Origin of the sequence: Streptomyces sp. NPDC044571, from assembly GCF_040647115.1 — a bacterium.
Lineage (GTDB): Bacteria > Actinomycetota > Actinomycetes > Streptomycetales > Streptomycetaceae > Streptomyces.
Genome location: NZ_JBEZBN010000049.1, coordinates 1 through 22,323 on the forward strand (window position 1 = coordinate 1; position 22,323 = coordinate 22,323).

The following is a 22,323-nucleotide window of genomic DNA, read 5'->3' on the forward strand; positions in this document are numbered from 1 at the left end:
GTCAAGGGTGGCCGAAGGCCATCGCGAAGCGACGCGACGAAGGAGCGCCCTTGACGGCCCGGCCCGGCACGGAAGGACAGTGGACTGACGGGACGCCCCCGAACCCCACCGCCCCCGGGTGAGGGCATCCCGCCCCGAAGCCCCCGCCCCGCCCCCCGAAGCCCCCCGCCCCCGCCCATCCGCAGGGCCCCCGCCTACGGCCCCGTCACCCTGTGGCGGATCGGTGACAGGGACAGGGGGATCCAAGACAGGGCCATCACCGTGGCTCCCGTCCAGAGGGCGGTGTGCAGCGTGGTCAGTTCCGTCAGGAGGCCCGAGGCGGCTGCGCCGAGGGCGAGGGCGCCGGTGAGGAGGAAGCGGAAGGTGGCGTTCATGCGGCCCAGGAGGGGGTCCGGGGTCACGTGCTGGCGGAGGCTGACGCCCAGGACGTTGTTCGCGCCGACCTTCATCATGGCCAGCAGCCACCCGGCCCCCGCCACTCAGAGCCACGGTCCGCGGTCCAACAGCGGTACCAGCAGCGTCGCCGGCGTCAGGCTCAGGACCAGGGCGCGGCCGTAGCCCACGCGGGCGGCGAACGGCCGGGCCAGGCGCGCGCCCAGCAGGAGCCCCGCGCCGCCCGCCGCCCAGAACAGGCCGAGTGCGGCCGCGGAGAGCCCGAGCTCCCGTACGAAGAGCACCGGGAGCAAGGTGTTGACCATCGCGCCGCCCAGGTTGCTGAGGGCGGAGTTGAGCGCGAGGGCCCGCAGTTCGGGGTGGCCCAGTACGTGCCGCACCCCCTCCCGGATCTGGGCCGCCAGCGGTGTCCGGGCGGGCGGGGGCGCCGGGGTGGGGCGGCTCCGGACGAGGCGGAGCGCCGAGGCGAGGTAGGCGGCGGCGGAGCAGGCCAGGGCGAAGGGGGCGGTGAGGGCGGCGACGAGGGCTCCGCCGGCGCCGCAGCCGGCGATGTCGGCGACGGCCATCAGGGTGACCAGGGCGGCGTTGGCGCGGACCAGGCCGTCGCGGCCGACGAGCCGGGCACCACGCTCTGGGAGCCGACCTCGGAGAAGACGGTGGCGCATCCGCCCGCGAGGACGACGGCGTACAGCTGCGCGAGGGTCAGCCCGTCCAGCCACCAGGCCAGCGGCAGCGAGGCGTGGAGGGTCGCGCGTGCGAGGTCCGCGGCGATCAGTACCCGGCGGGTGCGCAGGCGGTCGACCCAGGCGCCGGCCGGCAGGCCGATCAGGAGGAACGCGGCGGTGGAGAGGCGGCGAGGGCGCCGATCTGGGCGGCGCCGGCGTCGAGGGCCGTGAGGGCGAGGAGGGGGACGGCCACCTGGCCGGTGTTGGTGGCGAACTGGTTGAGGGTCGAGGCGGTGAAGAGGGTGCGGAAGTCCTTGCTGCGCCAAGGGGTGGGAGCGGGGCGTGGGGACGTGGTCGCCGGGGGCGGGGCAGCGGGTATGCCGGGGCTGGTCTCCTCGCGTCGGGTGGGGGCCGGGCCGGGATCCGGCTCGTGTCATGAACAGAGCAGAACCGTGCCGCGGTCGATCGCGAAGGACAAGTTAAATGTTCTCCATGATCACTTTAGGCGAGCTGAGGCAACCCGGACATGCGGGGTCGTGGCCGGAACCGGCCGGGAGCATGGCAGGCTTGGGGCATGGCCGCTCAGATTTATCCCAGCATCCTGTCCGCCGACTTCGCCCGGCTCGCCGAGGAGGCGAGGGCCGTCGAGGGGGCCGACTGGCTGCACGTCGACGTCATGGACAACCATTTCGTCCCGAACCTCACCCTCGGTGTGCCCGTCGTGGAGTCCCTGAGCCGGGCCACGGACACTCCGCTCGACCTGCACCTCATGATCGAGGACCCGGACCGCTGGGCCCCGCAGTACGTCGAGGCCGGCGCCGGGTCGATCACCTTCCACGCCGAGGTCGCCGCGGCGCCGGTGCGCCTCGCGCGGGAGATCCGGGCCAAGGGGGCGCGGGCGTCCATGGCGCTCAAGCCCGCGACGCCGATCGAGCAGTACGAGGACATCCTCCCCGAGCTCGACATGCTGCTGATCATGACGGTGGAGCCCGGCTTCGGCGGCCAGCCCTTCCTCGACATCATGCTCCCCAAGATCCGCCGGACCCGGGAGCTGATCGCCAAGCACGGCCTGGAGCTCTGGCTGCAGGTCGACGGCGGGGTCTCGGCCTCCACCATCGAGCAGTGCGCGGAGGCCGGCGCGGACGTTTTCGTCGCGGGGAGCGCGGTCTACGGGGCGGTCGACCCGGCCGCCGCCGTACGGACCCTGCGCGAGCAGGCGGACGCCGCGATCTCCGCGGCGCCCTGGGCGTGCGACCACTGAGGCGCGTGTGACCACGGAGACAACAGGAACAACGGGAACAAGGCTTGGTGAACAGCTCGGTGAACGGCAGCTGTCCGGGCTGATCAACGGCCGCCGGATCTGACAGGATGAACGGCGAGTCGAGAGTGTGAACAGCAGTGAGGAGAACGCGGTGTCTGCAATGTCGGCGGGACGGTCAGCCCTGCGGATGGGACCCGCGGAGCTGGTGCAGGCGGCGGCCATGGCCCGCCGCTTCTACCTGGAGGGCAAGTCCAAGATCCAGATCGCCGAGGAGTTCGGCGTGAGCCGCTTCAAGGTGGCCAGGGTCCTGGAGACCGCTCTCGAACGCGACCTCGTGCGCATCGAGATCCGGGTCCCGGCGGAACTCGATGCGGAGCGCTCCGACGCCCTCCGGGCCCGCTACGGGCTCCGGCACGCCGTGGTGGTGGAGTCCCCGGCCGATGCGACCGAGGACGCGCCCGACCCGGAGAACCTCGGCGCGGTCGCGGCCGACCTGCTCGGCGAGCTCGTCAACGAGGGCGACGTACTGGGCCTGGCTTGGGGGCGGTCGACCATCCACATGGCCGCCTCCCTGCACCGCCTCCCGCAGTGCACCGTCGTCCAGCTGACCGGGGTGTACGACGCCGGAACCGCCGAGCGCGGCTCCGTCGAGGCCGTACGGCGCGCCGCGCAGGTCTCCGGAGGCGACGCCCACCCGATCTACGCGCCGATGCTGCTGCCCGATCCCGCGACCGCGGCCGCGCTGCGGAGCCAGACCGGGATCGCGCGGGCCTTCGAGTACTTCGACAAGGTGACCGTCGCGGCCGTCTCCATCGGCTCGTGGGAGCCCGGCATCTCCACGGTCCACGACATGCTGAGCGACGAGGAGCGGGCCCACTACGCCTCGCTCGGCGTCGCGGCCGAGATGTCCGCCCACCTCTTCGATTCCGAGGGGCGGCGGGTCGGTCGCGACCTCGGCGAGCGCTGCATCACCGTCGAGGCGGACCGGCTGCGCCGGATCCCCGAGGTCGTCGCGATCGCCGGCGGTCTGCGCAAGGCCTCGGCCATCGGCGCGGTGCTGCGGTCGGGCCTGGTGACCAGCCTGGTCACGGACACGGCGGTCGCGGACTACCTGCTGACCGAGTCGGCCCCGGGGCTGCGCCCGGCGCTGGAGCGGGCCGACCCCGACGACTGACCGGGAGCGCGAGGGGTCCGGGCGGGTCCCCGGCGGGGGGCCTGCGGCAGATGGTGCCGGAATTGAGATCCTCAGCCAGGGCCGTACAGAGGCCCGCTGGGCGCATACTGGTACCAATGACAAAGTCCGCAGTACCTCGCCGCCATTTGCCGTCCAGCCCGTTCAAGGCCCCCGTGGAACCGCCGCTCCGGCAGTTCAGCGTCGGCGACCGGGTCTCTCACGACGAGCACGGCCTCGGCCGTGTCGTCGGTATCGAGGAGGGGATCGCTGTCCTGGTCGACTTCGGGTCCGTCCAGAAACGCATTCTGAGTCCGTACACCAAGATGTCCGCACTCTGAGGACCTCGCGGCACCGCGGTCACCGCGGTCACCGCGCGATTCGCGAGCGAATCGGATGTTTGGCACGATCGGTGCATGATCTTCCGGAGCATGCCCCGATCGTTGCTGCGTGTGCTGGGGGCGTTGTTCCTGTGCGTCGCGCTGGCCGGCGCGGCGGGGTGCGGGAGCGGCGACGGAAGCAGCGCCGGCAGCGGGACGGCCGTGCCCTCGGCTTCTGGTGCGTCCGCGCCCGGATGGGCCAAGGGGATGGCCACCGTACGGGCCGACGCGCTGCCGCAGGAGGCGCGGAACGTGCTGGCGCTCATCGACAAGGGCGGGCCGTACCCGTACCCGCAGGACGGGTCGGTCTTCGGGAACTTCGAGAAGGCCCTGCCCCCGCACCCGCGCGGCTATTACCACGAGTTCACGGTCAGGACGCCGGGGGAGCGCGATCGCGGGGCCCGGCGGATCGTGACCGGTGAGGGCGGGGAGTTCTTCTACACCGCCGACCACTACGAGACCTTCAAGGCGGTCCTGCGATGACCCTGGAGCCGCAGCCGCTCGCACCGGCGCTCGCCGCCGCGCAGAAGGCGGGCTGGACGACCGTACGGGTGGACCTGGACGGCGTACGGACCAAGGCCGAGCTGATGCGGCGCTGGGGGGCGGCGCTGCGCGTGCCGGAGTGGTTCGGGGGGAACTGGGACGCGCTGGCCGACGCCCTCAGGGACCTGTCGTGGTGGGAGCCGGCTCCGCCGGGGTGGCTGGTGGCGGTGTCCTCGTGGCGGGGCTACGCCGGCGCGCGTCCGGGTGACTGGGAGACGCTCCAGGAGGTGTTGGAGGAGGCCGTCGACTTCTGGCGCTCCGCCGACGAGGGGGCGTTGACGGTCCTGCTCGCCTCCGCAGGGGAGCCCGCGCAGGACTGAGGCGGGCCGGTGTCGCGCTTCCGCCCGGTGCGCCCGGTGTACCGCGCTGCGGCCCGGTGGTGTGGGGGCAGGCGGGTCCTGCCCCCACCGGGTCAGCTCTTGGGGATCCAGGGCGGGGTCTGCCCCCAGGACCAGACCGGGATGTCGGCCGCGTCCACGGGGGGCGGGGTGGGGCCCGAGTAGATCAGGGCCATACGGGTGCCCCACTCGATGTAGTAGACGAACACCGCACGGAATTCCGGGTCCGTGGGGAGGCCGACCTCGTCGGCCGTGTCCAGGAGCAGGTCCACCCAGCGGCGGCGCTGCTTCTCGGTGATGCCGCGGCCGAGGTGCTTGGTGGCCATGTGCGGGTGGCCGCCGTGGTGGGCCGTGTAGTCCTTCGGGCCGCCGAAGACCTCCGAGAGCCAGACCGCGACGTGCCGGGGGTGCTCCGCGTCCATCCCCGCGAAGACAGGGGCGAGGATCTCGTCCTGGAGGGCGTGGGTGTAGAAGACGTCCGTGAGGCGTTGCATGGCCTCCGCCCCGCCCATCCACTCGTAGATGGTGGGGGTGGTGCCGGGTGTGGTGCTCATGACTGGGGGGCGGCCTTTCCGGGGCCGGCCACGTCGGTGACGCGGTAGTGCTGCATCTCCTCGATGGCCTTCACGTACGGGCGGATCGCGCTGAAGAACGCCGGGAAGTGCTCGCCCTTGCGGAAACCGTTCAGGTGGGCGTCGACCGAGGTCCAGCGGATGCGCAGGATGTAGTGCTCGCGGTCGGTCTCCTCCTCGCAGCGGGCCAGCTCGTAGTCGATGCACTCGGGTGACGCGGCCAGGGCTTCCGCGGCCTGCCGGTAGGAGTCCTCGAAGGCCTGCTGGTCGTCCAATGCGATCCGGTAGCGGATGTATTCGACGGTGGTGGTCATGGAACGGGCCTCTCCCTGTGATCGGGGTCCTGGTCGCTCGTCAGACTTGCGTGATCATGCCCGGGCCGGGAGGGCTTTGCTCATTCCGACTCAGACTTCTGGGAGTCGGCGGCATCGGTACTGCCCTCGGGGGTGACGTCGGGGCCCGCCGCCCGGACCTGCTGCACCTTGGCGAGGGAGTCCCGGAGCTCGGTCAGCCACTCGTCCGTGTTGCGGCCGACCAGGCGTACGCACCAGGCCAGGGCGTCGGCGCGGCTGCGGGCCACGCCGCCGGCGACCAGGGTGTCGAGGACCTGGCGCTCCGGCTGGCGCAGGCGCGTCATCACCGGGACGGCCAGGTGCGTGAACAGGACGCGTTCGTCGCCGGACTGGACGGCCCAGGCGACCTTGCGGCGGTAGAGCTCCTCCGCCTCCCGTGCCACCTCGATGCGCTGTTCGCGGGTGCGCTCGCGGAACTCCCTGACGGACTCGTTCGCCGGGAGGGTGCCGACGACCGTGATCTCCTCGCGGTCGACGGCCACCTCGACCAGGGATTCGTAGACGTCCACCGGGAGGCGGTCCGCGAACCACGTGCGAAGCTGCTCGCTCTGCTCTGCTGTAATCATGTAATCAACGTTGCATCCGCTTGCCGCTTGATCGCAAGGGAATCGTGTTCGCTCTCAGCCCACGCCGTTCGCTCTCAGCCCATGGACGCTCTCAGCCCATGGAGCGGTAACGGTGGATCAGGGAGACCGCCATCGCACCCTCGCCGACGCCCGACGCGACGCGCTTGACCGAGTGGGCGCGCACGTCGCCCGCCGCGAAGACCCCGGGAACGCTGGTTTCGAGCGGGTACGGGGCGCGCTCCAGGCTCCACTCCGCCGGGAGTTCGCCGCCGTTGGCGATCAGATCGGAGCCGGTGAGGACGAAGCCGTACTCGTCCCGCTCGACCACGCCCGACAGCCAGTCGGTGTGCGGGCGGGCGCCGATGAAGGTGAACATGAAGCGGGCCGGGACCTCCGTGTCCTCGCCGGTGTCGGAGGAGTGCAGGGTGATCCGTTCCAGGTGGTCCTCACCGGACAGGGCGACGACCGTGGTGTGGACCTTGACCTCGATGTTCGGGGTGCGCTCGATCTCGTCGATCAGGTAGCGGGACATGCTCGCGTCCAGGGACTCCGCGCGGACCAGGATCGTCACTCGGGCCGCGTACTTGGCGAAGTGGACCGCCGCCTGGCCCGCCGAGTTGGCGCCGCCCACGATGAACACGTGCTGGGAGATGCACGCCGAACTCTCGGTGGTGGCTGCGCCGTAGTAGAGGCCCGCGCCCTCGAAGCGGTCCGCGCCCGGGGCCTGGAGGCGGTTGTACGAGACACCCGTGGCCAGCAGCACCGTCTCCGCGCTGATCTCCGTGCCGTCCGCCAGGGTGAGGATCTTCGCCGGGTCGTCCCGGGTCAGCGAGACCACCTCCACCGGGTGCAGGATCTCGGCGCCGAACCGGGAGGCCTGGATGGTGGCCCGGCGGGTGAGGTCGCCGCCGGAGAGGCCCGAGGGGAAGCCCAGGTAGTTCTCGATCAGGCTGGAGGTGCCGGCCTGGCCGCCGGGGGCCCGGGAGTCGAGCATCAGGGTGGACAGGCCCTCCGAGGCCGAGTACACACCGGCTGCCAGGCCCGCGGGCCCCGCGCCGACGATGACGCACTCGTAGTGCGGGCGGGAGGCGGTCGTGGCCAGCCCCAGCCGTTGGGCGAGCTCGGTGTCGCTCGGTGCGGAGAGCACCGACCCGTCCGGGAAGCGGACGAGGGGCAGCGGCGCATCGGGCTGGGCGGCGATCAGGGTCAGCGCCTCCGGGTCCCGCTCGACGTTGAGGAACCGGAAGGGCTGGCCGTTGCGGGTGAAGAAGTCCCGTACGGCGTGCGTGCCGGGGGCGACGAGGTGGCCGGCGACGATGATGCCGTCGTAGGCCGGGCGGTAGGTGGCCAGCCAGTCCGACAGCAGGTCGTCGAGGACCGGGAAGAGCCGCTCGTGCGGCGGGTCCCACGGCTTGAGCAGGTAGTAGTCCAGCCGGACCCGGTTGATGGCGGTGATCGCCGCGTCGGTCTCCGCGTACGCCGTGAGCAGGACGCGGCGGGCGTCGGGGAAGCGGCTGACGGCTTCGAGGAGGAACTCGACGCCGGTCACGTCCGGCATCCGCTGGTCCACCAGGAACAGCGCCGGGTCGTGGCCGCGTTCGTCGAGGGAGTCCAGGATCTTGAGTGCGTCGGCGGCCGAGGAGGCCCCGAGGACCCGGTAGCGGTCCCCGTAGGCGCTGCGCAGGTCCCGGCGGACGGCCCGCAGCACCTGCGGGTCGTCGTCCACGGCCAGGATGACGGGCTTCCTGGTCTCCGCGCGCTCGGCCGCCGTCGCCGTCGCCGTCGCCGTCGTCGTGGTCGCGGGGGCGGCGGCGCGCTCCGGGGCCGCGCTCACGCCGGGTCCAGCATCAGCTTGTCGGCGTAGCACCAGGCCCAGTCCTCGCCCGGCTCGTGCGAGGCGGCAATGGGGTGGTCGGTCGTGCGGTAGTGCCTGGTGGCGTGGCGGTTCTTCGAGGAGTCGCAGCATCCGATGTGCCCGCAGCTGAGGCACATCCGCAGGTGCACCCAGCTGTCGCCGAGGACGAGGCACTCCTCGCAGCCCTCCGTGCCGGGCTTCACCGGACGTATCTGATCGATGTGTGTGCACAACAGGTCGGTCGTCATCGTCCCCGTCCCTCTCCTCTGTCCTCCGTGCACCCGTGATGCACGGCGCGTCCAGACCATAGGGCGGGGTCCCGGAAATGGTTCAGTGATTCGGCCGAGGTCAGGAAGTCCCGCGGCTACTTCATGACCTCGGTGAGTGACTACGTGATGTGGGCCGACGACCTGCCTTCCTACCTCACGAAGTCGCCTTCGGGCGCTTTGACGCCGGGTCCGGGCGCCAGCAGTGTGGTGGACGCCAACGACAACAGGCGGCGCCTGGAGGAATCCGTGAGCAGAAAGATTCTGGTCATTGTCTCCGAACACGGTTACTGGGCCGAAGAACTCATAGGCCCGGTGTCGAAGTTCGACGAGCGGGGCTACGAAGTCGTATTCGCCACGCCGACCGGAAAGCGTGCGCACGCTCTTCCGCCGAGCCTCGACGCGAACTTCATCGACCCTCCGCTGGGACGCTCGGTCACCACCGAGGAGAACGCCCGGCTGGGACGCGAGTTCGAGCAGTCGAGCCGGCTGGACTCGCCGCTCGACATCGAGGCGTGGGTGCCCGAGCGCCCGTACACGAGCGACGAGGGCTATCTGCGCAAGCTGGAGCAGTACCACCGCGATCTGGACAAGCTCGACGCGGACATCGCCGGATACGACGCGATCCTCGTCGTCGGCGGCAGCGGCCCCATCGTCGACCTCGCCAACAACGAGCGGGTGCACGCCCTGATCCTGGCCTTCAAGAAGGCCGGCAAGGTCGTGGCCGCCGAGTGCTACGGCGTCGCCTGCCTGGCCTTCGCCCGGGACTGGGGTGACCGCCGGAGCATCATCTGGGGCAAGCACGTCACCGGCCACTGCAAGGAGTACGACTACAAGGACGGCACCGGGTTCCTCGGCACCGACTTCAACATGGGGCCGCCGCCGTACCCGCTGGAGTACATCCTGCGCGATGCGACCGGCCCGCGCGGGGCGTACCACGGGAATTTCGGCCACCCCCTCTCGGTGATCGTCGACTTCCCGTTCGTGACCGGCCGTTCGACCCCCGACTCTTATCTCACGGGGCAGAAGATCGTGGAAGTCCTCGAAGAAGGCCTCACCCGTTACGGGTGGTGATTTGGGCGGCCCCGTAACCGCGGTGAAAAAGAGGGGGAATTCATGGAAGCCACTCCCGGACGGGAAAGGCTGATCGAGCAGTTCAAGGCCGACGGCCTGACAGTGATGTTCGGAAATCCGGGGACGGTGGAACAGGGATTCCTCGACGCGGTGGACGCGGCGGAGGACTTCCAGTACGTCCTCGCCCTCCAGGAGACCGTGGCCGCCGGCATCGCCGACGGCTACGCCCGGGCCACCGGCGGTGCGGCCCTGCTCCAGCTCCACTCCGGCGTGGGGCTCGGCAACGGCATCGGCATGCTCTACCAGTCGCTGCGCGGCCACACCCCGCTCGTCGTCGTCGCCGGCGACGCCGGCGTCCGCTACGACGCCATGGACGCGCAGATGGCGTCCGACCTGGTGGCGATGGCGAAGCCGGTGACCAAGTACGCGACCCGGGTGACCGATCCGCGGTCCGTGCTGCGCACCATCCGCCGGGCGGTGAAGATCGCCCTGACCCCGCCGCGCGGCCCGGTGTTCGTGGCGCTGCCGATGGACGTGCTGGACGAGCCGAACACCGAAGCCGTCGTTCCCGCCACGGTCCCGCTCACGGACGTGGCGCCCTCGGCGGCCTCGGTGGGGCGGGCGGCCGAGCTGCTCGCCTCCGCGCAGCGGCCCGTCGTGCTCGTCGGCGACGGGGTCTCCCTCTCGGGAGCGCAGCGCGAACTCGTCGCCGTCGCCGAGCTGCTGGGCGCCGACGTGTACGAGGTGGACTCCTCCGAGGTGAACATCGCGGCCTCGCACCCGCTGCGCCGCGGGCAGACCGGCCACATGTTCGGCCCGCACAGCAAGGAGCTGGTCGGGGATGCGGACGGGGTCCTGATCGTCGGCACGTACGTCTTCCCGGAGGTGTTCCCCGAGCTGGAGAACCCCTTCCGGGCCGGAGCCAAGGTCGTCCACATCGACCTCAACGCCTATGAGATCGCCAAGAACCACCCGGTGGACCTGGGCCTGGCCGCCGACCCGCGCCAGGCGCTGCGCGCCCTGGCCGGCGTACTCGAACAGCGGCTGCCCCCGCAGCAGCGGGCCGCCGCGGCCGCCCGGCTGGACGCCCGGACCCGGGAGCGGGCGCTCGACGCCCGCGCGGCAGAGACCGAGCAGGACGGATCGCCGATGGCGGTCTTCCTGCGGACCCTGGCCGAGCGCACGGGCGGAGACCTGATCGTCTTCGACGAGGCGCTGACCACCTCCCCGCTGGTCACCCGGTACCTGCCGCCCCAGCGCCCCGGCGACTACCACCTCACCCGGGGCGGTTCGCTCGGGGTGGGCTTCCCCGGCGCGGTCGGGGTCAAGCTGGCCCGGCCCGACCGGCTGGTCGTGGGCTTCGCGGGCGACGGCGGGTCGATGTACACGTACCAGGCGCTGTGGACCGCGGTCCGGCACGGCATCGACGCCAAGTTCGTGGTCTGCAACAACCGCAAGTACCGGCTGCTGGACGACAACATCGCCCAGTACTGGCGGGAGCGGGACATCCCGGAGCACGGCTTCCCCGGCTCCTTCGACCTCTCGCACCCCGAGATCGACTTCGCCGCCCTGGCCCGTTCGCTCGGCGCCGGCGGGACCCGCGTGGAGAAGCCGGACGAGGCGGTCGCCGCCGTCGGTCGGATGCTGGACCACCCCGGTCCGTTCCTCGTCGACGTCCAGATCTGACCCACCGCACACCCCATCCCCACGGACAGGAGGAGACCGCATGCCCGCCGAGCGGCTGACCGAGGACGCGATCCGCACCTTCGCGGAGAACTGGTACGTGGCGCTGGACCAGCACCTTGCGCCGGACCGGGTGCTGGCCATGATCACCGAGGATCTGGAGTTCAAGGTCCCCGAGGACACCTTCCTCGGCCGCGAGGGCTTCGGCCGCTGGTACGAGGCCGTGACCCACCGCTTCTTCGACGAGGTGCACACGGTCACGAAGGTGGAGCCCGTCATCGAGGGCGACCGGGCGGTCGTCCGGGTCCTCGTCAACTGGCAGGCCAGGATCTGGGACGCCCCGGCCGCCCGCAGCCAGTGGCTCGGCTTCGACGCCGACCAGACCTGGACCGTGGTGGCCGGCCCCGACGGACCGCTGATCAAGCAGTACACCGTCAACGAGCTGGCCCCCATGCCGGGCTCCGGCTCCCTCTGAGTGCAGGCGAAGGAGGAGCGGCGATGACCGAAGTGACACCGGAGCGGGTCCGTGCGGCCTACCAGGCCCTCGGTTCCGGGGACCGCGCACGCATCCTTGAGTTCTACTCCGAGGACCTGCGCTGGCTGGTGCCGGGCAACCACCCGCTCGCCGGCTGGTACGAGAGCCTCGACGCCTTCCTGGAGCTGATGGGCCAGACCCACAAGCTCACGGGCGGCACCTTCCGGATGGACATCCAGGCGGTGCTCGTCGGTGAGGACTGCAGCGCCGACGTGTGCCGCAACGTCGCCGTGCGGGACGGCGCCGACGAGGCGAGCCGGTCCCCGTACGAGCGGATGGACTATCCGGTCTTCCACTTCATGCGGTGGCGTGACGGCCGGATCATCGAGGGCCGCGACGGCCTCTTCGGTGACTCGGCCACCGCCTTCAGCCAGTTCTGGGCGCCGTTCGCGCCGGACGGAACCCGCCGCGACAGATAGGGGGACGAGCGCGATGAGCACGCTCGACGCACGACAGATCCTTGAGAAGTACTACGAGTACGCCAACGCCGGGGACTGGGACCGCTGGTGCGACCTGTTCGCCGACGACCAGGTCATGGACGAGCAGCTCGCCGGCCACATCGAGGGCCTGGAGGTTCTGCGCTCGATGATGAAGGGCATGGGGACGATGTACCGCGTCTTCCGGAACGAGCCCGTGCACTTCCTCGTCGACGGGGAGAAGGCCGCGGCCGTCTCCCACCTCAGCGCCGTCAGCGCCTCCGGCGAGGCGATCGAGGCCGAGGTCATGAACTTCTTCCGGATCGTGGACGGAAAGATCGCCTACATGGCGAACTACCACGACACCGTCCCCTTCCAGGTGCTGGGCCAGGGCTGAGGGGACATGTGATGGCTGTAGAGGAGTACGACTACGTCGTCGTGGGTTCCGGCACCGCGGGCAGCGTCCTCGCGAGCCGCCTCTCCGAGGACCCGGACGTCTCCGTCCTGGTCCTGGAGGCGGGCGGCAACCGCATCCCGCCCGAGGTGGACGACCCGTCCTCCTGGTACAAACTGCTCGGCGGCCCCGTCGACTGGGGCTACACCAGCGTCCCCCAACCCGGGCTCGACGGCCGACGGACGTACGAGCCGCGCGGCAAGGCCCCCGGCGGCAGCAGCAACCTGTACATCATGATGCACATCCGGGGCCACGCCTCGGACTTCGACAACTGGGCCTACCAGGGCGCGGCCGGCTGGGCGTACGAGGACGTGCTCCCGTACTTCGCCCTGCTGGAGGGCCAGGAGGACGCCACCGCCGCGACCACCGGCACCCGGGGCCCGCAGCGGATCACCAACGCGGGCCTGCACGGCCCGAACCCGGTCTCCCGCGCCTTCATCGACGCGGCCGTGGAACTCGGCCACCAGGAGATCGCGGACTTCAACACCGACGGGCCGCGGCGGGGCCTGTTCGGCACCGGCTGGCACCACATCGACGTGGCCGACGGCCGCCGTCAGGGCGTCCTGGCCGCGTACCTGGAACCGGCCCTCGGCCGACCCAACCTCACCCTGCGCACCAGCGCGCAGAGCACCCGGCTGCTGTTCGACGGCGACACCTGCACGGGTGTCGAGTACGCACAGCTCGCACCGCCCGCGGCCGTCCCCGGCCGGACCGTCCGGGACAGCCGTACCGCCCGCGACATCGCCGCCGAGCCCGGCCTGCACACCGTACGGGCCCGCCGCGAGGTGATCGTGGCGGCCGGGGCGATCGAGTCCCCGAAGCTGCTGCTGCTCTCCGGCATCGGCGACCCGGCCCGGCTGCGCGAGCACGGCATCGAGGTCACCGCGGCCCTGCCCGGAGTCGGCGAGAACTTCCACAACCACGTCCTGACCGGGCTGATGGCCGAGGTCACCCAGGAGCTGCCGCCGCCGGCACAGAACCTGTCGGAGAGCGCCCTGTTCCTCTCGTCGCGGCCGGGTCTGCCGGCACCCGACCTGCAGATCGCCTTCGTGCACGTGCCCTTCGACGTGATCGTCGGCCAGGACCACCCGAACACGGTCAGCATCCTGCCCGGTGTGGTCCGGCCCGTCTCGCGCGGCTGGATCAGGCTCGCGAGCGCCGATCCGCTGGCCCACCCGCTGATCCACCCGAACTACCTGGGCGACCGGTGGGACCTGGAGCGGATGGTGCAGGGCGTGAAGCTGGCCCGGGAGATCTTCGCGACCTCGGCGTTCTCGCCCTGGTACAAGCAGGAGCTGCAGCCCGGCCCCGGCTTCGGCAGCGACGAGGACCTGCGGGCCTTCGTGAAACAGAAGTCCGAGAGCTACCACCACCAGGCCGGCTCCTGCCGCATGGGCATCGACGACCTCTCCGTCGTCGACCCCGAGCTGCGGGTGCACGAGGTGCGCAACCTGCGCGTCGTCGACGCCGGCGTGATGCCCGCCGTCCCGTCGGGCAACTGCCACACCGCCATCGCGATGATCGCCGAGCGCGCGGCGGACTTCCTGAAGGGAGCATCCCGTGCCTGACGCCGTCCTGCGCGAGGGCGCCCTCACCGGGACCCGGATCGCGGTCCTGGTCGAGAGCGACTTCTACGAGCCGGAGATCTTCTACTACCAGCACCGGTTCGCCGAGGAGGGCGCCGAGGTCGACTTCCTGACCCGGCTGTGGGGCAACGACTCCCTCACCTTCTCCGGGCACGAGTACCGGGCGCCGTTCACCGCGAGCCGGTCCCTGGAGGGGCTGAGCGACGAGCAGCTGCGCCGGTACGCGGCGGTCATCGTGCCCTCGGGCATGGTGGCCGACCGGCTGCGCTACACCGAGGACGTGGACGTGCCGGCGCCCGCGACCGAGCTGCTGCGCCGGGCGTTCGAGGAGCCGACGGTCCTGAAGGGGATCATCTGCCACGGCATGTGGCTGGCGGCCTCGATCCCCGACAAGGTGCGCGGCCGCAAGGTGGTGTGCCACAACAACCTCATCGGTGACATCCGCAACATGGGCGCCGAGTACGTCGACGAGGACGTGGTGGTCGACGGTGACCTGGTCACCGGCCGCACCGGCGCCCACCACCACCTCTTCGCCCGCCGGATCATCGAGCTGATTGCGGCGGGGCGGGGCCGGGGGGCCGGCTGATGGGCCGGATGGTGTGGTCGCACGTGGGCCTGAACTGCACGGACCAGAAGACCACCGAGGAGTTCTACACCCGGTACTTCGGCTTCACCCGGGCCCGGGTCGTCGACCTCGGCGAGGCGCAGATCGTGTTCCTGCGCAAGGGGGACGCGTACCTGGAGCTCTTCGCGGCCGGCACCGAACCGGCCCGGCCGGCGCACGAGGACGGCCCGCAGGCCCCGGGCCGGATGCGCCACCTGGCCTTTCAGACGGACAACGTCGACGCGTTCCTGGCCGAGCTGGGCGACGCGGCCGAAGTGACCCTCGGACCACTGGACTTCGACGACTTCATCTGCGGCTGGCGGACCGTGTGGGTCCGCGACCCCGACGGCGTCATCGTCGAAGTCAGCCAGGGATTCGAGGACGACAGCTCTCACGACAAGGACGGTGTGTGAAACATGGCTGACGCCGTGGGTTTCTCCTTCTCCGACACGATCGCGGGCTACGTCGGCCGCTTCGACTCCCAGTCCCGCCTGCTGCGGCTGAAGACCTCGGACGGCCGCGAGTTCGACGTCTCGCTGGCCGGGGACCCGAGCGCCGAGCTGGTCCGGAACCTGGACGAGCCCTACATCGACGCCTCCGGGCACATCGACGAGATGCTCTCGCCCGGCCGGTTCCTCTTCGCCTACGGCATCCACTACCCGGAGCACGGCGGGCGCTTCGACGCCAAGCGCCTGGTGTTCCTGGGCCGCGGAGCCGAGGACTACCGGTTCGAGGAGCCCAGCTGGTGGGTCAAGCAGATCGAGTCGCTGGCCGACTTCTACAAGCGGGCGCAGTTCGGCGACGGCCCGGTGGACTTCACCGAGTACCGCACCGAGATCCGCCTCGGCGGCGACAAGACCGCCAGCCACGTCCAGGAGACCGACACGATCTCCCGCCTGGTCTACGGCATGGCCTCGGCCTACCTGCTGACCGGCAAGGACGAGTACCTGGAGGTCGCCGAGCGCGGCACCGAGTACCTGCGCAAGCACATGCGGGTCGTCGACAGCGAGGAGGACGTGGTCTTCTGGTACCACGGCATCAGCGTCGACGGGGACAGCGAGCGGAAGCTCTTCACCTCGGAGTTCTCCGACGACTACGACGCGATCCCGATGTACGAGCAGATCTACGCGCTGGCCGGCCCGATCCAGACGTACCGGGTCACCGGTGACGTCCGGATCAAGAACGACGCGGACGCCACGATCCGGCTGTTCGACAAGTTCTTCCTGGACCGAGAGCAGGGCGGCTACTACTCGCACATCGACCCGATCCTCTTCAGCCCGGACCACGAGTCCCTCGGCGAGAACGCCGAGCGCAAGAACTGGAACTCGGTCGGCGACCACGCGCCCGCGTACCTGATCAACCTGTACCTGGCGACCGGCGAGCAGAAGTACGCCGATTTCCTGGAGTACACCTTCGACACCATCGCGGACAAGTTCCCGGACTACAAGAACAGCCCGTTCGTCCAGGAGCGCTTCTTCCGCGACTGGTCGCACGACACCGCGCACAGCTGGCAGCAGAACCGCGCGGTGGTCGGGCACAACCTGAAGATCGCCTGGAATCTCATGCGGATGAACTCGCTGAAGCCCAAGCCGGCCTACGAGGAGCTCGCCCGCAAGATCGGCGAGATCATGCCGGCGGTCGGCAGCGACCGGCAGCGCGGCGGCTGGTACGACGTCGTCGAGCGGATCAAGCAGGGCGACCAGGAGACGTATCGTTTCGCCTGGCACGACCGCAAGGCCTGGTGGCAGCAGGAGCAGGCGATCCTCGCCTACCTGATCCTGAACGGCACGGTCGGCGGCGAGGACTTCCTGCGCGAGGCCCGGCAGGCGCAGGCCTTCTACAACACCTTCTTCCTCGACCACGACGAGGGAGCCGTCTACTTCAACGTGCTCGCGAGCGGTACGCCGTACCTGCTCGGCACCGAGCGGCTCAAAGGCAGCCACTCGATGTCCATGTACCACTCGGCGGAGCTCTGCTACCTCTCCGCCGTGTACAACAACCTGCTCGTCAACGGCCGGGAGATGGACTTCCACTTCAAGCCGGAGCCGACGGGCCTGCCCGACCGCATCCTGCGCGTCTCGCCCGACCTGCTCCCTGCGGGATCGGTGCAGATCGCGTCCGTCGAGATCGACGAGAAGCCGTACCGGGACTTCGACGCCGACGCTCTGACCGTCAAGCTGCCCGACGTCCAGGGCCGCGTCAAGGTCAAGGTCCGGCTGCGGCCGGTGACCAAGTAGTGCCCAACGGGGGGCGCCCCAGATAGAGGGGAACATCATGACTCTCAACCTCAAGGAACGCCGGAACAAGGCGGGCACCGTGCTCGTCGCCACCGGTGAGATCAACAGCGAGACCTCCGGATCGCTGCTGCAGACCCTGCTGCCGCTGGTCCGGGAGGGCCGGCCGCTGCGGATCGACCTCACGGCCGTCACCTACGTGTCCAGCGCGGGCCTGCGCACCCTGCTCGTGGTCTACCGCGAGGCCCAGCACGCCGGTGTGGCCGTCACCCTGTACGGAGTGAGCGAGGAAGTCCGGTTCGTCATGTCGGCCACCGGCTTCCTCGACTTCTTCGAGACCGGCGAGGCCGCCGCGGCCGCGGCCAGGGCCGCCTCCGCGAAGACCGCCGTCAAGAGCGCGGTCGCGCGATGACCGACACGCAGTCCGAGCAGGTCCTGCGCGTCGACGCGTACCCGACCCACGAGGTGGGCGGGTACCGCGTCCGCGCGGGCAAGCCGTTCCCCTTCGGGGCCAACGTGGTCCCCGGCGGGGTCAGTTTCTCCGTGTACTCCGACCAGGCGACCTCCATGACCCTGGTCATCTACAAGCGCGGAGAGCCCGAGCCGATGGCCGAGCTGGAGTTCCCCGAGGAGTTCCGCACCGGCAGCGTCTTCGCCATGACGGTCTTCGGACTCGACCACGAGAACATCGAGTACGGGTACCGGGCCGACGGCCCCTACGACCCGGTCACCGGACACCGCTTCGACGCCCGCCAGGTCCTCTCCGACCCGTACGCCCGGCTGATCTCCGGCCGCGACGTGTGGGGTGTGGAGCCGGACCGCAGCCGCGGCTACCAGTACCGCTCGCGGGTCTGCCTCCAGGACTTCGACTGGGGCGACGACACACCGCTGCGGCTGCCCGCCGAGGACCTCGTCGTGTACGAGACCCACGTGCGCGGCTTCACCCGGCACCCCTCCTCGGGCGTCACCGCCCCCGGGACCTTCGCGGGGCTGCGGGAGAAGATCCCGTACCTGAAGGAACTCGGGATCAACTGCATCGAGCTGCTCCCGGTGTTCGAGTTCGACGAAAGCGACAACCCGCGCACCGACCCGGAGACGGGTGAGCGGCTCTTCGACTACTGGGGCTACAACACCGTCTCGTTCTTCGCGCCCAAGGCCGGCTACGCGGCCACCGGACGCTACGGGATGCAGGGCGACGAGTTCCGCACCCTGATCAAGGACCTGCACGCGGCCGGCATCGAGGTCATCCTCGACGTCGTCTTCAACCACACCGCCGAGGGCAACGAGCAGGGCCCGACGATCTCCTTCAAGGGGCTCGACAACGCCACCTACTACATGCTCACGCCGGAGGGGTACTACTTCAACTTCAGCGGCACGGGCAACACGGTCAACTGCAACCACCCCGTCGTGCGCAACTACGTGCTCGACTGCCTGCGCCACTGGGTCGCCGACTACCACATCGACGGCTTCCGCTTCGACCTCGCGGCCATCCTCGGCCGCTCCCCGGACGGCACTCCGCTGCCCAACCCGCCGCTGCTGGAGATGCTCGCCTACGACCCCGTCCTGCGGCACACCAAGCTCATCGCCGAGGCCTGGGACGCGGGCGGCCTCTACGAGGTCGGCAACTTCCCGGCGTACGGCCGCTGGGCCGAGTGGAACGGCAAGTACCGCGACACCGTGCGCCGCTTCCTCAAGGGCGACGCCGGGGTGACCGGGGAGCTCGCCACCCGGCTCGCCGGCTCGCCGGACCTGTACTCCACCCGCGGCACCTCCGCCTCGGTCAACTTCCTGACCGCCCACGACGGCTTCACCCTGGCCGACCTCGTCTCGTACAACGACAAGCACAACGAGGCCAACGGGGAGGGCAACAACGACGGGGCGAACGACAACAACAGCTGGAACTGCGGGGCGGAAGGGCCGACCGACGATCCCGAGGTCAACGCGCTGCGGCTGCGCCAGATGAAGAACGCCCTGGCCATCCTCTTCACCAGCCAGGGCATCCCGATGCTGTTGGCCGGGGACGAGGTCGCACGCACCCAGCAGGGCAACAACAACACGTACTGCCAGGACAACGAGCTCTCCTGGTTCGACTGGGACCAGGTCGACCAGAACGCCGAACTGCTCCGGTTCACCCGGGAGATGATCGCCTTCCGCGGCCACCACCGCGAACTGCGCTCCACCTCCCACCCCACCGGGCAGATGCGGGACACCCTCGGGCTGCCCGACATCAGCTGGCACGGGGAGCGGGCCTGGCAGCCCGACTGGTCGGACGAGAGCCGGCTGCTGGCGGTGGCCCGCTGCGGCACCGGGGACGACGACGTCGTGTACGTGGCCATGAACGCGCACTGGGAGGCGCACGACCTGGAGCTGCCCGCTCTGCCCCACGGGCGCAGCTGGCACCTGTTCGCGGACACCGGGGCCGAGGCCCCGTACGACATCCGGACCCCGGGCGGCGAGGCCGAGCTGGAGAACGCCGGCAAGTACCTGATCGGTCCGCGATCGGTCGTGATCCTCGTCGGCCGTACGCCCGCACCCGAGCTGTAGCCCGTCCGCGCCATGAGCGACCGAACCGTACGGCCGAAGGAGACCTGACATGCCGCTTTCCGTGTCCCTGAGCATCGAGGGCGACACCACCGTGATCGAGCTGGCGGGCGAGCTGGACGCCAACACCGCGCCGGAATTCCACCAGACCATCGAGAAGGCAGCCGGCCACGGCACCACCACCGTCGAGATCAGGATGGCCGGTGTCGGCTACATGGCCAGTGCCGGGCTGCGGTCCCTGGTCTTCGCCCAGCAGAAGATCGCCGACCACGTCACCATCAAGGTGGTCGGCGCGATCGAGCCCGTCTCCCGGACCATCCGGACGGCCGGGCTGGACCGCAGCATCGTGCTCTCGGACGAGTAAGGGCGATGGCCGACTCCGTGCGTGACACGGTCGAACTGGCGAGGACGCCCGCGGAGCTGGAGGTGCCCGCGACGATGGGGGCCCTGGGCGCGATCGCCGCGTTCGTCCTGCGGCTGGCCGGCCGGGCGGACCTGGACAAGCGGGCCGCGTACCGGATCCGGCTGGCCGTGGACGAACTGGCCACCAACATCGTGATGCACGGGTACCGGGGCGGCGACGGGCGGATCACCGTCCGCGGCCGCTCCGGTCCGGGCCGGGTGCAGATCGCCCTGGTGGACACCGCACCCGCCTTCGACCCGGTCGAGGGCTGCCTGCCGCCCGCCCCCGGGGTTCCCCCCGAGCGGCGCCGGATCGGCGGACTCGGCATCCACCTGGCGCTGACCAGCGTGGACGAATTCAGCTACGTACGCAGGGACGGCCGCAACATCAGCATGCTGACTGTGAAGGCTGAGGGGACGGACCCATGCCCTCCACGACCGTGATCATCCTCGACGAGTACCCGCCGCCCCCGCTCGAACTGCTCGACGCCCTGCGGACGATGGACGCAGAACTCGTCGCCCGCACCCTGCCGGAGCTGCTGGCCGGCCCGATGGACGGGCTGCCCGTCGCGGACGTGCTGCTCGCGCCCGCCGAGTCCGACGGGGAATCGGTACGGCTGGCCGTACGCCGGCTGCGCCGCTGGGCCGGGGCTCCCATCGTGGTCGTCTGGACGGCGACCGGGTTCGCGGCCCTGGAGGAGCACGTGCGCCTCGGCCACGACTACCTCGTCCCGCCCTTCCTGCCCGCCCTGGTCGGGGCCCGGCTGCACAGCTGCTCGGAGCGGGCCGGACTCGGACGTACCCTGCGCGAAGCCGACGCCCGCGCCGAACTGATGGGATACGAAAAGGAGTTGGAGATCGGCCGGGAGATCCAGGCCGGGTTCCTGCCCGAATCGATGCCGGTCCCCGAGGGCTGGGAGATCGACGTCCGCTTCCGGCCCGCCCGGCAGGTCGCCGGGGACTTCTACGACGTCTTCGAGATCTCCCGCGGCCGCCGGCTCGCCTTCGTCGTCGCCGACGTCTGCGACAAGGGGGTCGGCGCCGCGCTGTTCATGGCGCTGATCCGCTCGCTGCTGCGGCATACCGCCGAGAACAGCGGACTGCAGCACCTGGTGGCCGTCGGCCGGGCGGGCAGCCGGCGGGTTCCCGTCGTCGGCGCCACACCGCTGCTCAATGCGGTCACCGCCACCAACGGGTACCTCACCCGCAACCACCTGAGGCAGGGGTACTTCGCCACCCTGTTCTTCGGGGTGCTGGACCCGCAGACCGGAAGCCTCGTGTACATCAACGGCGGCCACAATCCGCCGCTGCTGCTGCGGGCCGACGGCGGCGAACCGGTTCCGCTGGACGTGACCGGGCCGGCCGTCGGGGTGCTGCCCGACTGCGTGTACACGCTCGGCTACGCACAGCTGAACCCTGGAGACACCCTCTTCGTGTTCACCGACGGAGTGCCCGAGGCCCGCTGTCCCAACGGCACCTTCCTCGGTGACGAACGGATGCTGGAGCTGCTCGCCGGCCCCCCGGCGAGCGGCAGGGAGGTGGTCGACCGGATGGACACGGCCGTGCGTGAGCACACCGGCACAGCCGAACAGCACGACGACGTCACCATGCTGGCCCTGCACCGGCCACGTGCGGCGCGGGGGCCGCACGGAGACCGGACCGCGGCCGCCCGTACGGCGGTGGCCTGATGGCCCGGACCATCGTGGTGCACTCGCACCGCGGCGGCACCGGAAAGTCCTCGGTACTGGCGAACCTGGCCCTGCTCATCGCGGGCGAGGGGCGCCGGGTGGGGGTGGTCGACACCGACATCCAGTCGCCCACCCTGGACCTGCTGTTCCGGCTCGGCCCGGGCCCCTCCCTGGCCGACTACCTGCTGGGGCGCTGCGAGATCGAGGCCGCGGCCCAGCAGGTCGGCGCGCCGGGGCTGTACGTGGTGCCGGCCCGGACCGGGACGGCGGCCCTGCGCGAGATCATGACCAGCGGATACGACGTCGGGCTGCTGCCGGAGGGCTTCGACCGGCTGGCCGAGTACTACGCCCTGGACGTGCTGCTGCTCGACACCCACGCCGGGCTGAACAACGAGTCGGTGACCGCCATGGCGAGCGCCGACGTGCTGATGATCCTGGCGCGGGCGGACCGGATCGACCTCTCGGGGGTCGAGGAGACCATCGCCCTCGCCGGGCGGCTGGCCTGCCGGCGGGCTCTGGTCATGAGCATGGCTCCCGAGGGCGTCGACCCCACGCAGGCCCGCCGGCGCGCACAGGAAGTCTACGGCGCCCCCCTGGCCGGAATACTTCCCTATGTGCCGGAAATGGCCGCCCTCTACGGTGAACGCATATTCGCCGAAGCCCATCCCGACCACCCCCTGGTCGGTGAATTCCGCACCATCATCACGGCGTTGGACGCACGTGACGAAGTATCGCGCGCCTGA

Annotated in this window: 27 protein-coding genes; 20 read left to right on the forward strand and 7 right to left on the reverse strand. The window is 70.6% G+C overall.

The features are described 5' to 3' along the window. Window positions 1-194 precede the first annotated feature (194 nt). Window positions 195-479 carry a hypothetical protein gene (locus AB0B01_RS23685; protein WP_361722474.1) on the reverse strand — a complete coding sequence of 95 codons (285 nt, stop codon included), beginning with the start codon at window positions 477-479 and terminating at the stop codon, window positions 195-197. Then, window positions 480-1,058 (reverse strand): hypothetical protein, encoded by a 579-nt coding sequence (locus tag AB0B01_RS23690; RefSeq protein WP_361722477.1) that lies wholly within the window; start codon window positions 1,056-1,058, stop codon window positions 480-482. Window positions 1,059-1,632: 574 nt separating this feature from the next. On the opposite strand from AB0B01_RS23690, the gene rpe reads away from it, so the two are divergent. From rpe to AB0B01_RS23715, 5 genes are all read left to right on the forward strand, one after another. Beyond that, window positions 1,633-2,319: a ribulose-phosphate 3-epimerase gene (rpe, locus tag AB0B01_RS23695; RefSeq protein ID WP_361722480.1), complete on the forward strand. Its 687-nt coding sequence runs from the start codon at window positions 1,633-1,635 to the stop codon at window positions 2,317-2,319. A gap of 127 nt (window positions 2,320-2,446) precedes the next feature. Next, entirely contained in the window at window positions 2,447-3,493 is a 1,047-nt protein-coding gene (locus AB0B01_RS23700; RefSeq protein WP_356850946.1) for a sugar-binding domain-containing protein, read from the forward strand. Between the two features lie 116 nt (window positions 3,494-3,609). Next, window positions 3,610-3,831 (forward strand): CarD family transcriptional regulator, encoded by a 222-nt coding sequence (locus tag AB0B01_RS23705; RefSeq protein WP_030157491.1) that lies wholly within the window; start codon window positions 3,610-3,612, stop codon window positions 3,829-3,831. A gap of 75 nt (window positions 3,832-3,906) precedes the next feature. Next, window positions 3,907-4,353, forward strand: a complete 447-nt coding sequence (locus AB0B01_RS23710) for a ribonuclease domain-containing protein (RefSeq protein ID WP_361722484.1) — start codon at window positions 3,907-3,909, stop codon at window positions 4,351-4,353. Beyond that, window positions 4,350-4,733 (forward strand): barstar family protein, encoded by a 384-nt coding sequence (locus AB0B01_RS23715; RefSeq protein WP_361722487.1) that lies wholly within the window; start codon window positions 4,350-4,352, stop codon window positions 4,731-4,733. The genes AB0B01_RS23710 and AB0B01_RS23715 overlap by 4 nt, the downstream gene beginning before the upstream one ends. A 92-nt stretch (window positions 4,734-4,825) precedes the next feature. Here AB0B01_RS23715 and AB0B01_RS23720 read toward each other — a convergent pair whose 3' ends face one another. The 5 genes from AB0B01_RS23720 to AB0B01_RS23740 form a co-directional block, all read right to left on the reverse strand. Continuing rightward, window positions 4,826-5,305 carry a group II truncated hemoglobin gene (locus tag AB0B01_RS23720; protein ID WP_361722490.1) on the reverse strand — a complete coding sequence of 160 codons (480 nt, stop codon included), beginning with the start codon at window positions 5,303-5,305 and terminating at the stop codon, window positions 4,826-4,828. Further along, entirely contained in the window at window positions 5,302-5,637 is a 336-nt protein-coding gene (locus AB0B01_RS23725) for an antibiotic biosynthesis monooxygenase family protein (RefSeq protein WP_361722493.1), read from the reverse strand. Before AB0B01_RS23725 ends, AB0B01_RS23720 begins: the two co-directional genes overlap by 4 nt. A gap of 80 nt (window positions 5,638-5,717) precedes the next feature. Next, the gene (locus AB0B01_RS23730) at window positions 5,718-6,242 is read right to left on the reverse strand and encodes a hypothetical protein (RefSeq protein WP_361722496.1); all 525 of its coding nucleotides are present in this window, start codon (window positions 6,240-6,242) and stop codon (window positions 5,718-5,720) included. A 91-nt stretch (window positions 6,243-6,333) separates the two neighbouring features. Next, window positions 6,334-7,974, reverse strand: a complete 1,641-nt coding sequence (locus tag AB0B01_RS23735) for an FAD-dependent oxidoreductase (RefSeq protein WP_361722600.1) — start codon at window positions 7,972-7,974, stop codon at window positions 6,334-6,336. A 98-nt stretch (window positions 7,975-8,072) separates the two neighbouring features. Next, a complete protein-coding gene (locus AB0B01_RS23740; RefSeq protein ID WP_361722499.1) occupies window positions 8,073-8,345 on the reverse strand; it encodes a UBP-type zinc finger domain-containing protein in 273 nt (90 codons plus the stop codon). 267 nt (window positions 8,346-8,612) lie between these two features. Between AB0B01_RS23740 and AB0B01_RS23745 the strand changes: the two genes are divergently transcribed. From AB0B01_RS23745 to AB0B01_RS23815, 15 genes are read left to right on the forward strand one after another with little or no spacing between them, the layout of a single operon-like run. Then, window positions 8,613-9,437 (forward strand): type 1 glutamine amidotransferase domain-containing protein, encoded by an 825-nt coding sequence (locus AB0B01_RS23745; protein ID WP_356850952.1) that lies wholly within the window; start codon window positions 8,613-8,615, stop codon window positions 9,435-9,437. A 42-nt stretch (window positions 9,438-9,479) separates the two neighbouring features. Next, window positions 9,480-11,123: a thiamine pyrophosphate-binding protein gene (locus AB0B01_RS23750; protein ID WP_361722502.1), complete on the forward strand. Its 1,644-nt coding sequence runs from the start codon at window positions 9,480-9,482 to the stop codon at window positions 11,121-11,123. A gap of 40 nt (window positions 11,124-11,163) precedes the next feature. After that, entirely contained in the window at window positions 11,164-11,595 is a 432-nt protein-coding gene (locus AB0B01_RS23755) for a nuclear transport factor 2 family protein (protein ID WP_361722505.1), read from the forward strand. A gap of 23 nt (window positions 11,596-11,618) precedes the next feature. Next, a complete protein-coding gene (locus AB0B01_RS23760) occupies window positions 11,619-12,074 on the forward strand; it encodes a nuclear transport factor 2 family protein (RefSeq protein ID WP_361722508.1) in 456 nt (151 codons plus the stop codon). A 13-nt stretch (window positions 12,075-12,087) separates the two neighbouring features. Continuing rightward, complete coding sequence (locus AB0B01_RS23765; RefSeq protein WP_361722511.1) at window positions 12,088-12,468, forward strand: nuclear transport factor 2 family protein; 381 nt, start codon at window positions 12,088-12,090, stop codon at window positions 12,466-12,468. 11 nt (window positions 12,469-12,479) lie between these two features. Then, the gene (locus tag AB0B01_RS23770; RefSeq protein ID WP_361722514.1) at window positions 12,480-14,093 is read left to right on the forward strand and encodes a GMC oxidoreductase; all 1,614 of its coding nucleotides are present in this window, start codon (window positions 12,480-12,482) and stop codon (window positions 14,091-14,093) included. Beyond that, entirely contained in the window at window positions 14,086-14,697 is a 612-nt protein-coding gene (locus tag AB0B01_RS23775; RefSeq protein WP_361722517.1) for a DJ-1/PfpI family protein, read from the forward strand. The genes AB0B01_RS23770 and AB0B01_RS23775 overlap by 8 nt, the downstream gene beginning before the upstream one ends. Further along, complete coding sequence (locus tag AB0B01_RS23780; RefSeq protein WP_361722520.1) at window positions 14,697-15,128, forward strand: VOC family protein; 432 nt, start codon at window positions 14,697-14,699, stop codon at window positions 15,126-15,128. The genes AB0B01_RS23775 and AB0B01_RS23780 overlap by 1 nt, the downstream gene beginning before the upstream one ends. Window positions 15,129-15,131: 3 nt before the next feature. Next, a complete protein-coding gene (locus tag AB0B01_RS23785) occupies window positions 15,132-16,952 on the forward strand; it encodes an AGE family epimerase/isomerase (protein WP_361722523.1) in 1,821 nt (606 codons plus the stop codon). Window positions 16,953-16,989: 37 nt separating this feature from the next. Further along, window positions 16,990-17,361 (forward strand): STAS domain-containing protein, encoded by a 372-nt coding sequence (locus tag AB0B01_RS23790; RefSeq protein WP_361722526.1) that lies wholly within the window; start codon window positions 16,990-16,992, stop codon window positions 17,359-17,361. Continuing rightward, entirely contained in the window at window positions 17,358-19,493 is a 2,136-nt protein-coding gene (glgX, locus tag AB0B01_RS23795) for a glycogen debranching protein GlgX (protein ID WP_361722529.1), read from the forward strand. The genes AB0B01_RS23790 and glgX overlap by 4 nt, the downstream gene beginning before the upstream one ends. 49 nt (window positions 19,494-19,542) lie before the next feature. Next, window positions 19,543-19,854, forward strand: a complete 312-nt coding sequence (locus tag AB0B01_RS23800) for an STAS domain-containing protein (RefSeq protein ID WP_361722532.1) — start codon at window positions 19,543-19,545, stop codon at window positions 19,852-19,854. Between the two features lie 5 nt (window positions 19,855-19,859). Next, window positions 19,860-20,336: an anti-sigma regulatory factor gene (locus AB0B01_RS23805; protein ID WP_361722535.1), complete on the forward strand. Its 477-nt coding sequence runs from the start codon at window positions 19,860-19,862 to the stop codon at window positions 20,334-20,336. Beyond that, on the forward strand, window positions 20,318-21,580 hold the full coding sequence (locus AB0B01_RS23810; RefSeq protein ID WP_361722538.1) for a PP2C family protein-serine/threonine phosphatase: 1,263 nt from the start codon (window positions 20,318-20,320) through the stop codon (window positions 21,578-21,580). Before AB0B01_RS23805 ends, AB0B01_RS23810 begins: the two co-directional genes overlap by 19 nt. Continuing rightward, window positions 21,580-22,323 (forward strand): MinD/ParA family protein, encoded by a 744-nt coding sequence (locus AB0B01_RS23815; protein ID WP_361722541.1) that lies wholly within the window; start codon window positions 21,580-21,582, stop codon window positions 22,321-22,323. The genes AB0B01_RS23810 and AB0B01_RS23815 overlap by 1 nt, the downstream gene beginning before the upstream one ends.

What these genes read in the sequence shown, in the direction of transcription:
- AB0B01_RS23690 (WP_361722477.1), bottom strand. Translation starts at nt 1,058, where the DNA reads ATGCGCCACCGTCTTCTCCGAGGTCGGCTCCCAGAGCGTGGTGCCCGG.
- rpe (WP_361722480.1), top strand. Translation starts at nt 1,633, where the DNA reads ATGGCCGCTCAGATTTATCCCAGCATCCTGTCCGCCGACTTCGCCCGG.
- AB0B01_RS23705 (WP_030157491.1), top strand. Translation starts at nt 3,610, where the DNA reads ATGACAAAGTCCGCAGTACCTCGCCGCCATTTGCCGTCCAGCCCGTTC.
- AB0B01_RS23710 (WP_361722484.1), top strand. Translation starts at nt 3,907, where the DNA reads ATGATCTTCCGGAGCATGCCCCGATCGTTGCTGCGTGTGCTGGGGGCG.
- AB0B01_RS23715 (WP_361722487.1), top strand. Translation starts at nt 4,350, where the DNA reads ATGACCCTGGAGCCGCAGCCGCTCGCACCGGCGCTCGCCGCCGCGCAG.
- AB0B01_RS23720 (WP_361722490.1), bottom strand. Translation starts at nt 5,305, where the DNA reads ATGAGCACCACACCCGGCACCACCCCCACCATCTACGAGTGGATGGGC.
- AB0B01_RS23725 (WP_361722493.1), bottom strand. Translation starts at nt 5,637, where the DNA reads ATGACCACCACCGTCGAATACATCCGCTACCGGATCGCATTGGACGAC.
- AB0B01_RS23730 (WP_361722496.1), bottom strand. Translation starts at nt 6,242, where the DNA reads ATGATTACAGCAGAGCAGAGCGAGCAGCTTCGCACGTGGTTCGCGGAC.
- AB0B01_RS23740 (WP_361722499.1), bottom strand. Translation starts at nt 8,345, where the DNA reads ATGACGACCGACCTGTTGTGCACACACATCGATCAGATACGTCCGGTG.
- AB0B01_RS23750 (WP_361722502.1), top strand. Translation starts at nt 9,480, where the DNA reads ATGGAAGCCACTCCCGGACGGGAAAGGCTGATCGAGCAGTTCAAGGCC.
- AB0B01_RS23755 (WP_361722505.1), top strand. Translation starts at nt 11,164, where the DNA reads ATGCCCGCCGAGCGGCTGACCGAGGACGCGATCCGCACCTTCGCGGAG.
- AB0B01_RS23760 (WP_361722508.1), top strand. Translation starts at nt 11,619, where the DNA reads ATGACCGAAGTGACACCGGAGCGGGTCCGTGCGGCCTACCAGGCCCTC.
- AB0B01_RS23765 (WP_361722511.1), top strand. Translation starts at nt 12,088, where the DNA reads ATGAGCACGCTCGACGCACGACAGATCCTTGAGAAGTACTACGAGTAC.
- AB0B01_RS23770 (WP_361722514.1), top strand. Translation starts at nt 12,480, where the DNA reads ATGGCTGTAGAGGAGTACGACTACGTCGTCGTGGGTTCCGGCACCGCG.
- AB0B01_RS23780 (WP_361722520.1), top strand. Translation starts at nt 14,697, where the DNA reads ATGGGCCGGATGGTGTGGTCGCACGTGGGCCTGAACTGCACGGACCAG.
- AB0B01_RS23785 (WP_361722523.1), top strand. Translation starts at nt 15,132, where the DNA reads ATGGCTGACGCCGTGGGTTTCTCCTTCTCCGACACGATCGCGGGCTAC.
- AB0B01_RS23790 (WP_361722526.1), top strand. Translation starts at nt 16,990, where the DNA reads ATGACTCTCAACCTCAAGGAACGCCGGAACAAGGCGGGCACCGTGCTC.
- glgX (WP_361722529.1), top strand. Translation starts at nt 17,358, where the DNA reads ATGACCGACACGCAGTCCGAGCAGGTCCTGCGCGTCGACGCGTACCCG.
- AB0B01_RS23800 (WP_361722532.1), top strand. Translation starts at nt 19,543, where the DNA reads ATGCCGCTTTCCGTGTCCCTGAGCATCGAGGGCGACACCACCGTGATC.
- AB0B01_RS23805 (WP_361722535.1), top strand. Translation starts at nt 19,860, where the DNA reads ATGGCCGACTCCGTGCGTGACACGGTCGAACTGGCGAGGACGCCCGCG.
- AB0B01_RS23810 (WP_361722538.1), top strand. Translation starts at nt 20,318, where the DNA reads ATGCCCTCCACGACCGTGATCATCCTCGACGAGTACCCGCCGCCCCCG.
- AB0B01_RS23815 (WP_361722541.1), top strand. Translation starts at nt 21,580, where the DNA reads ATGGCCCGGACCATCGTGGTGCACTCGCACCGCGGCGGCACCGGAAAG.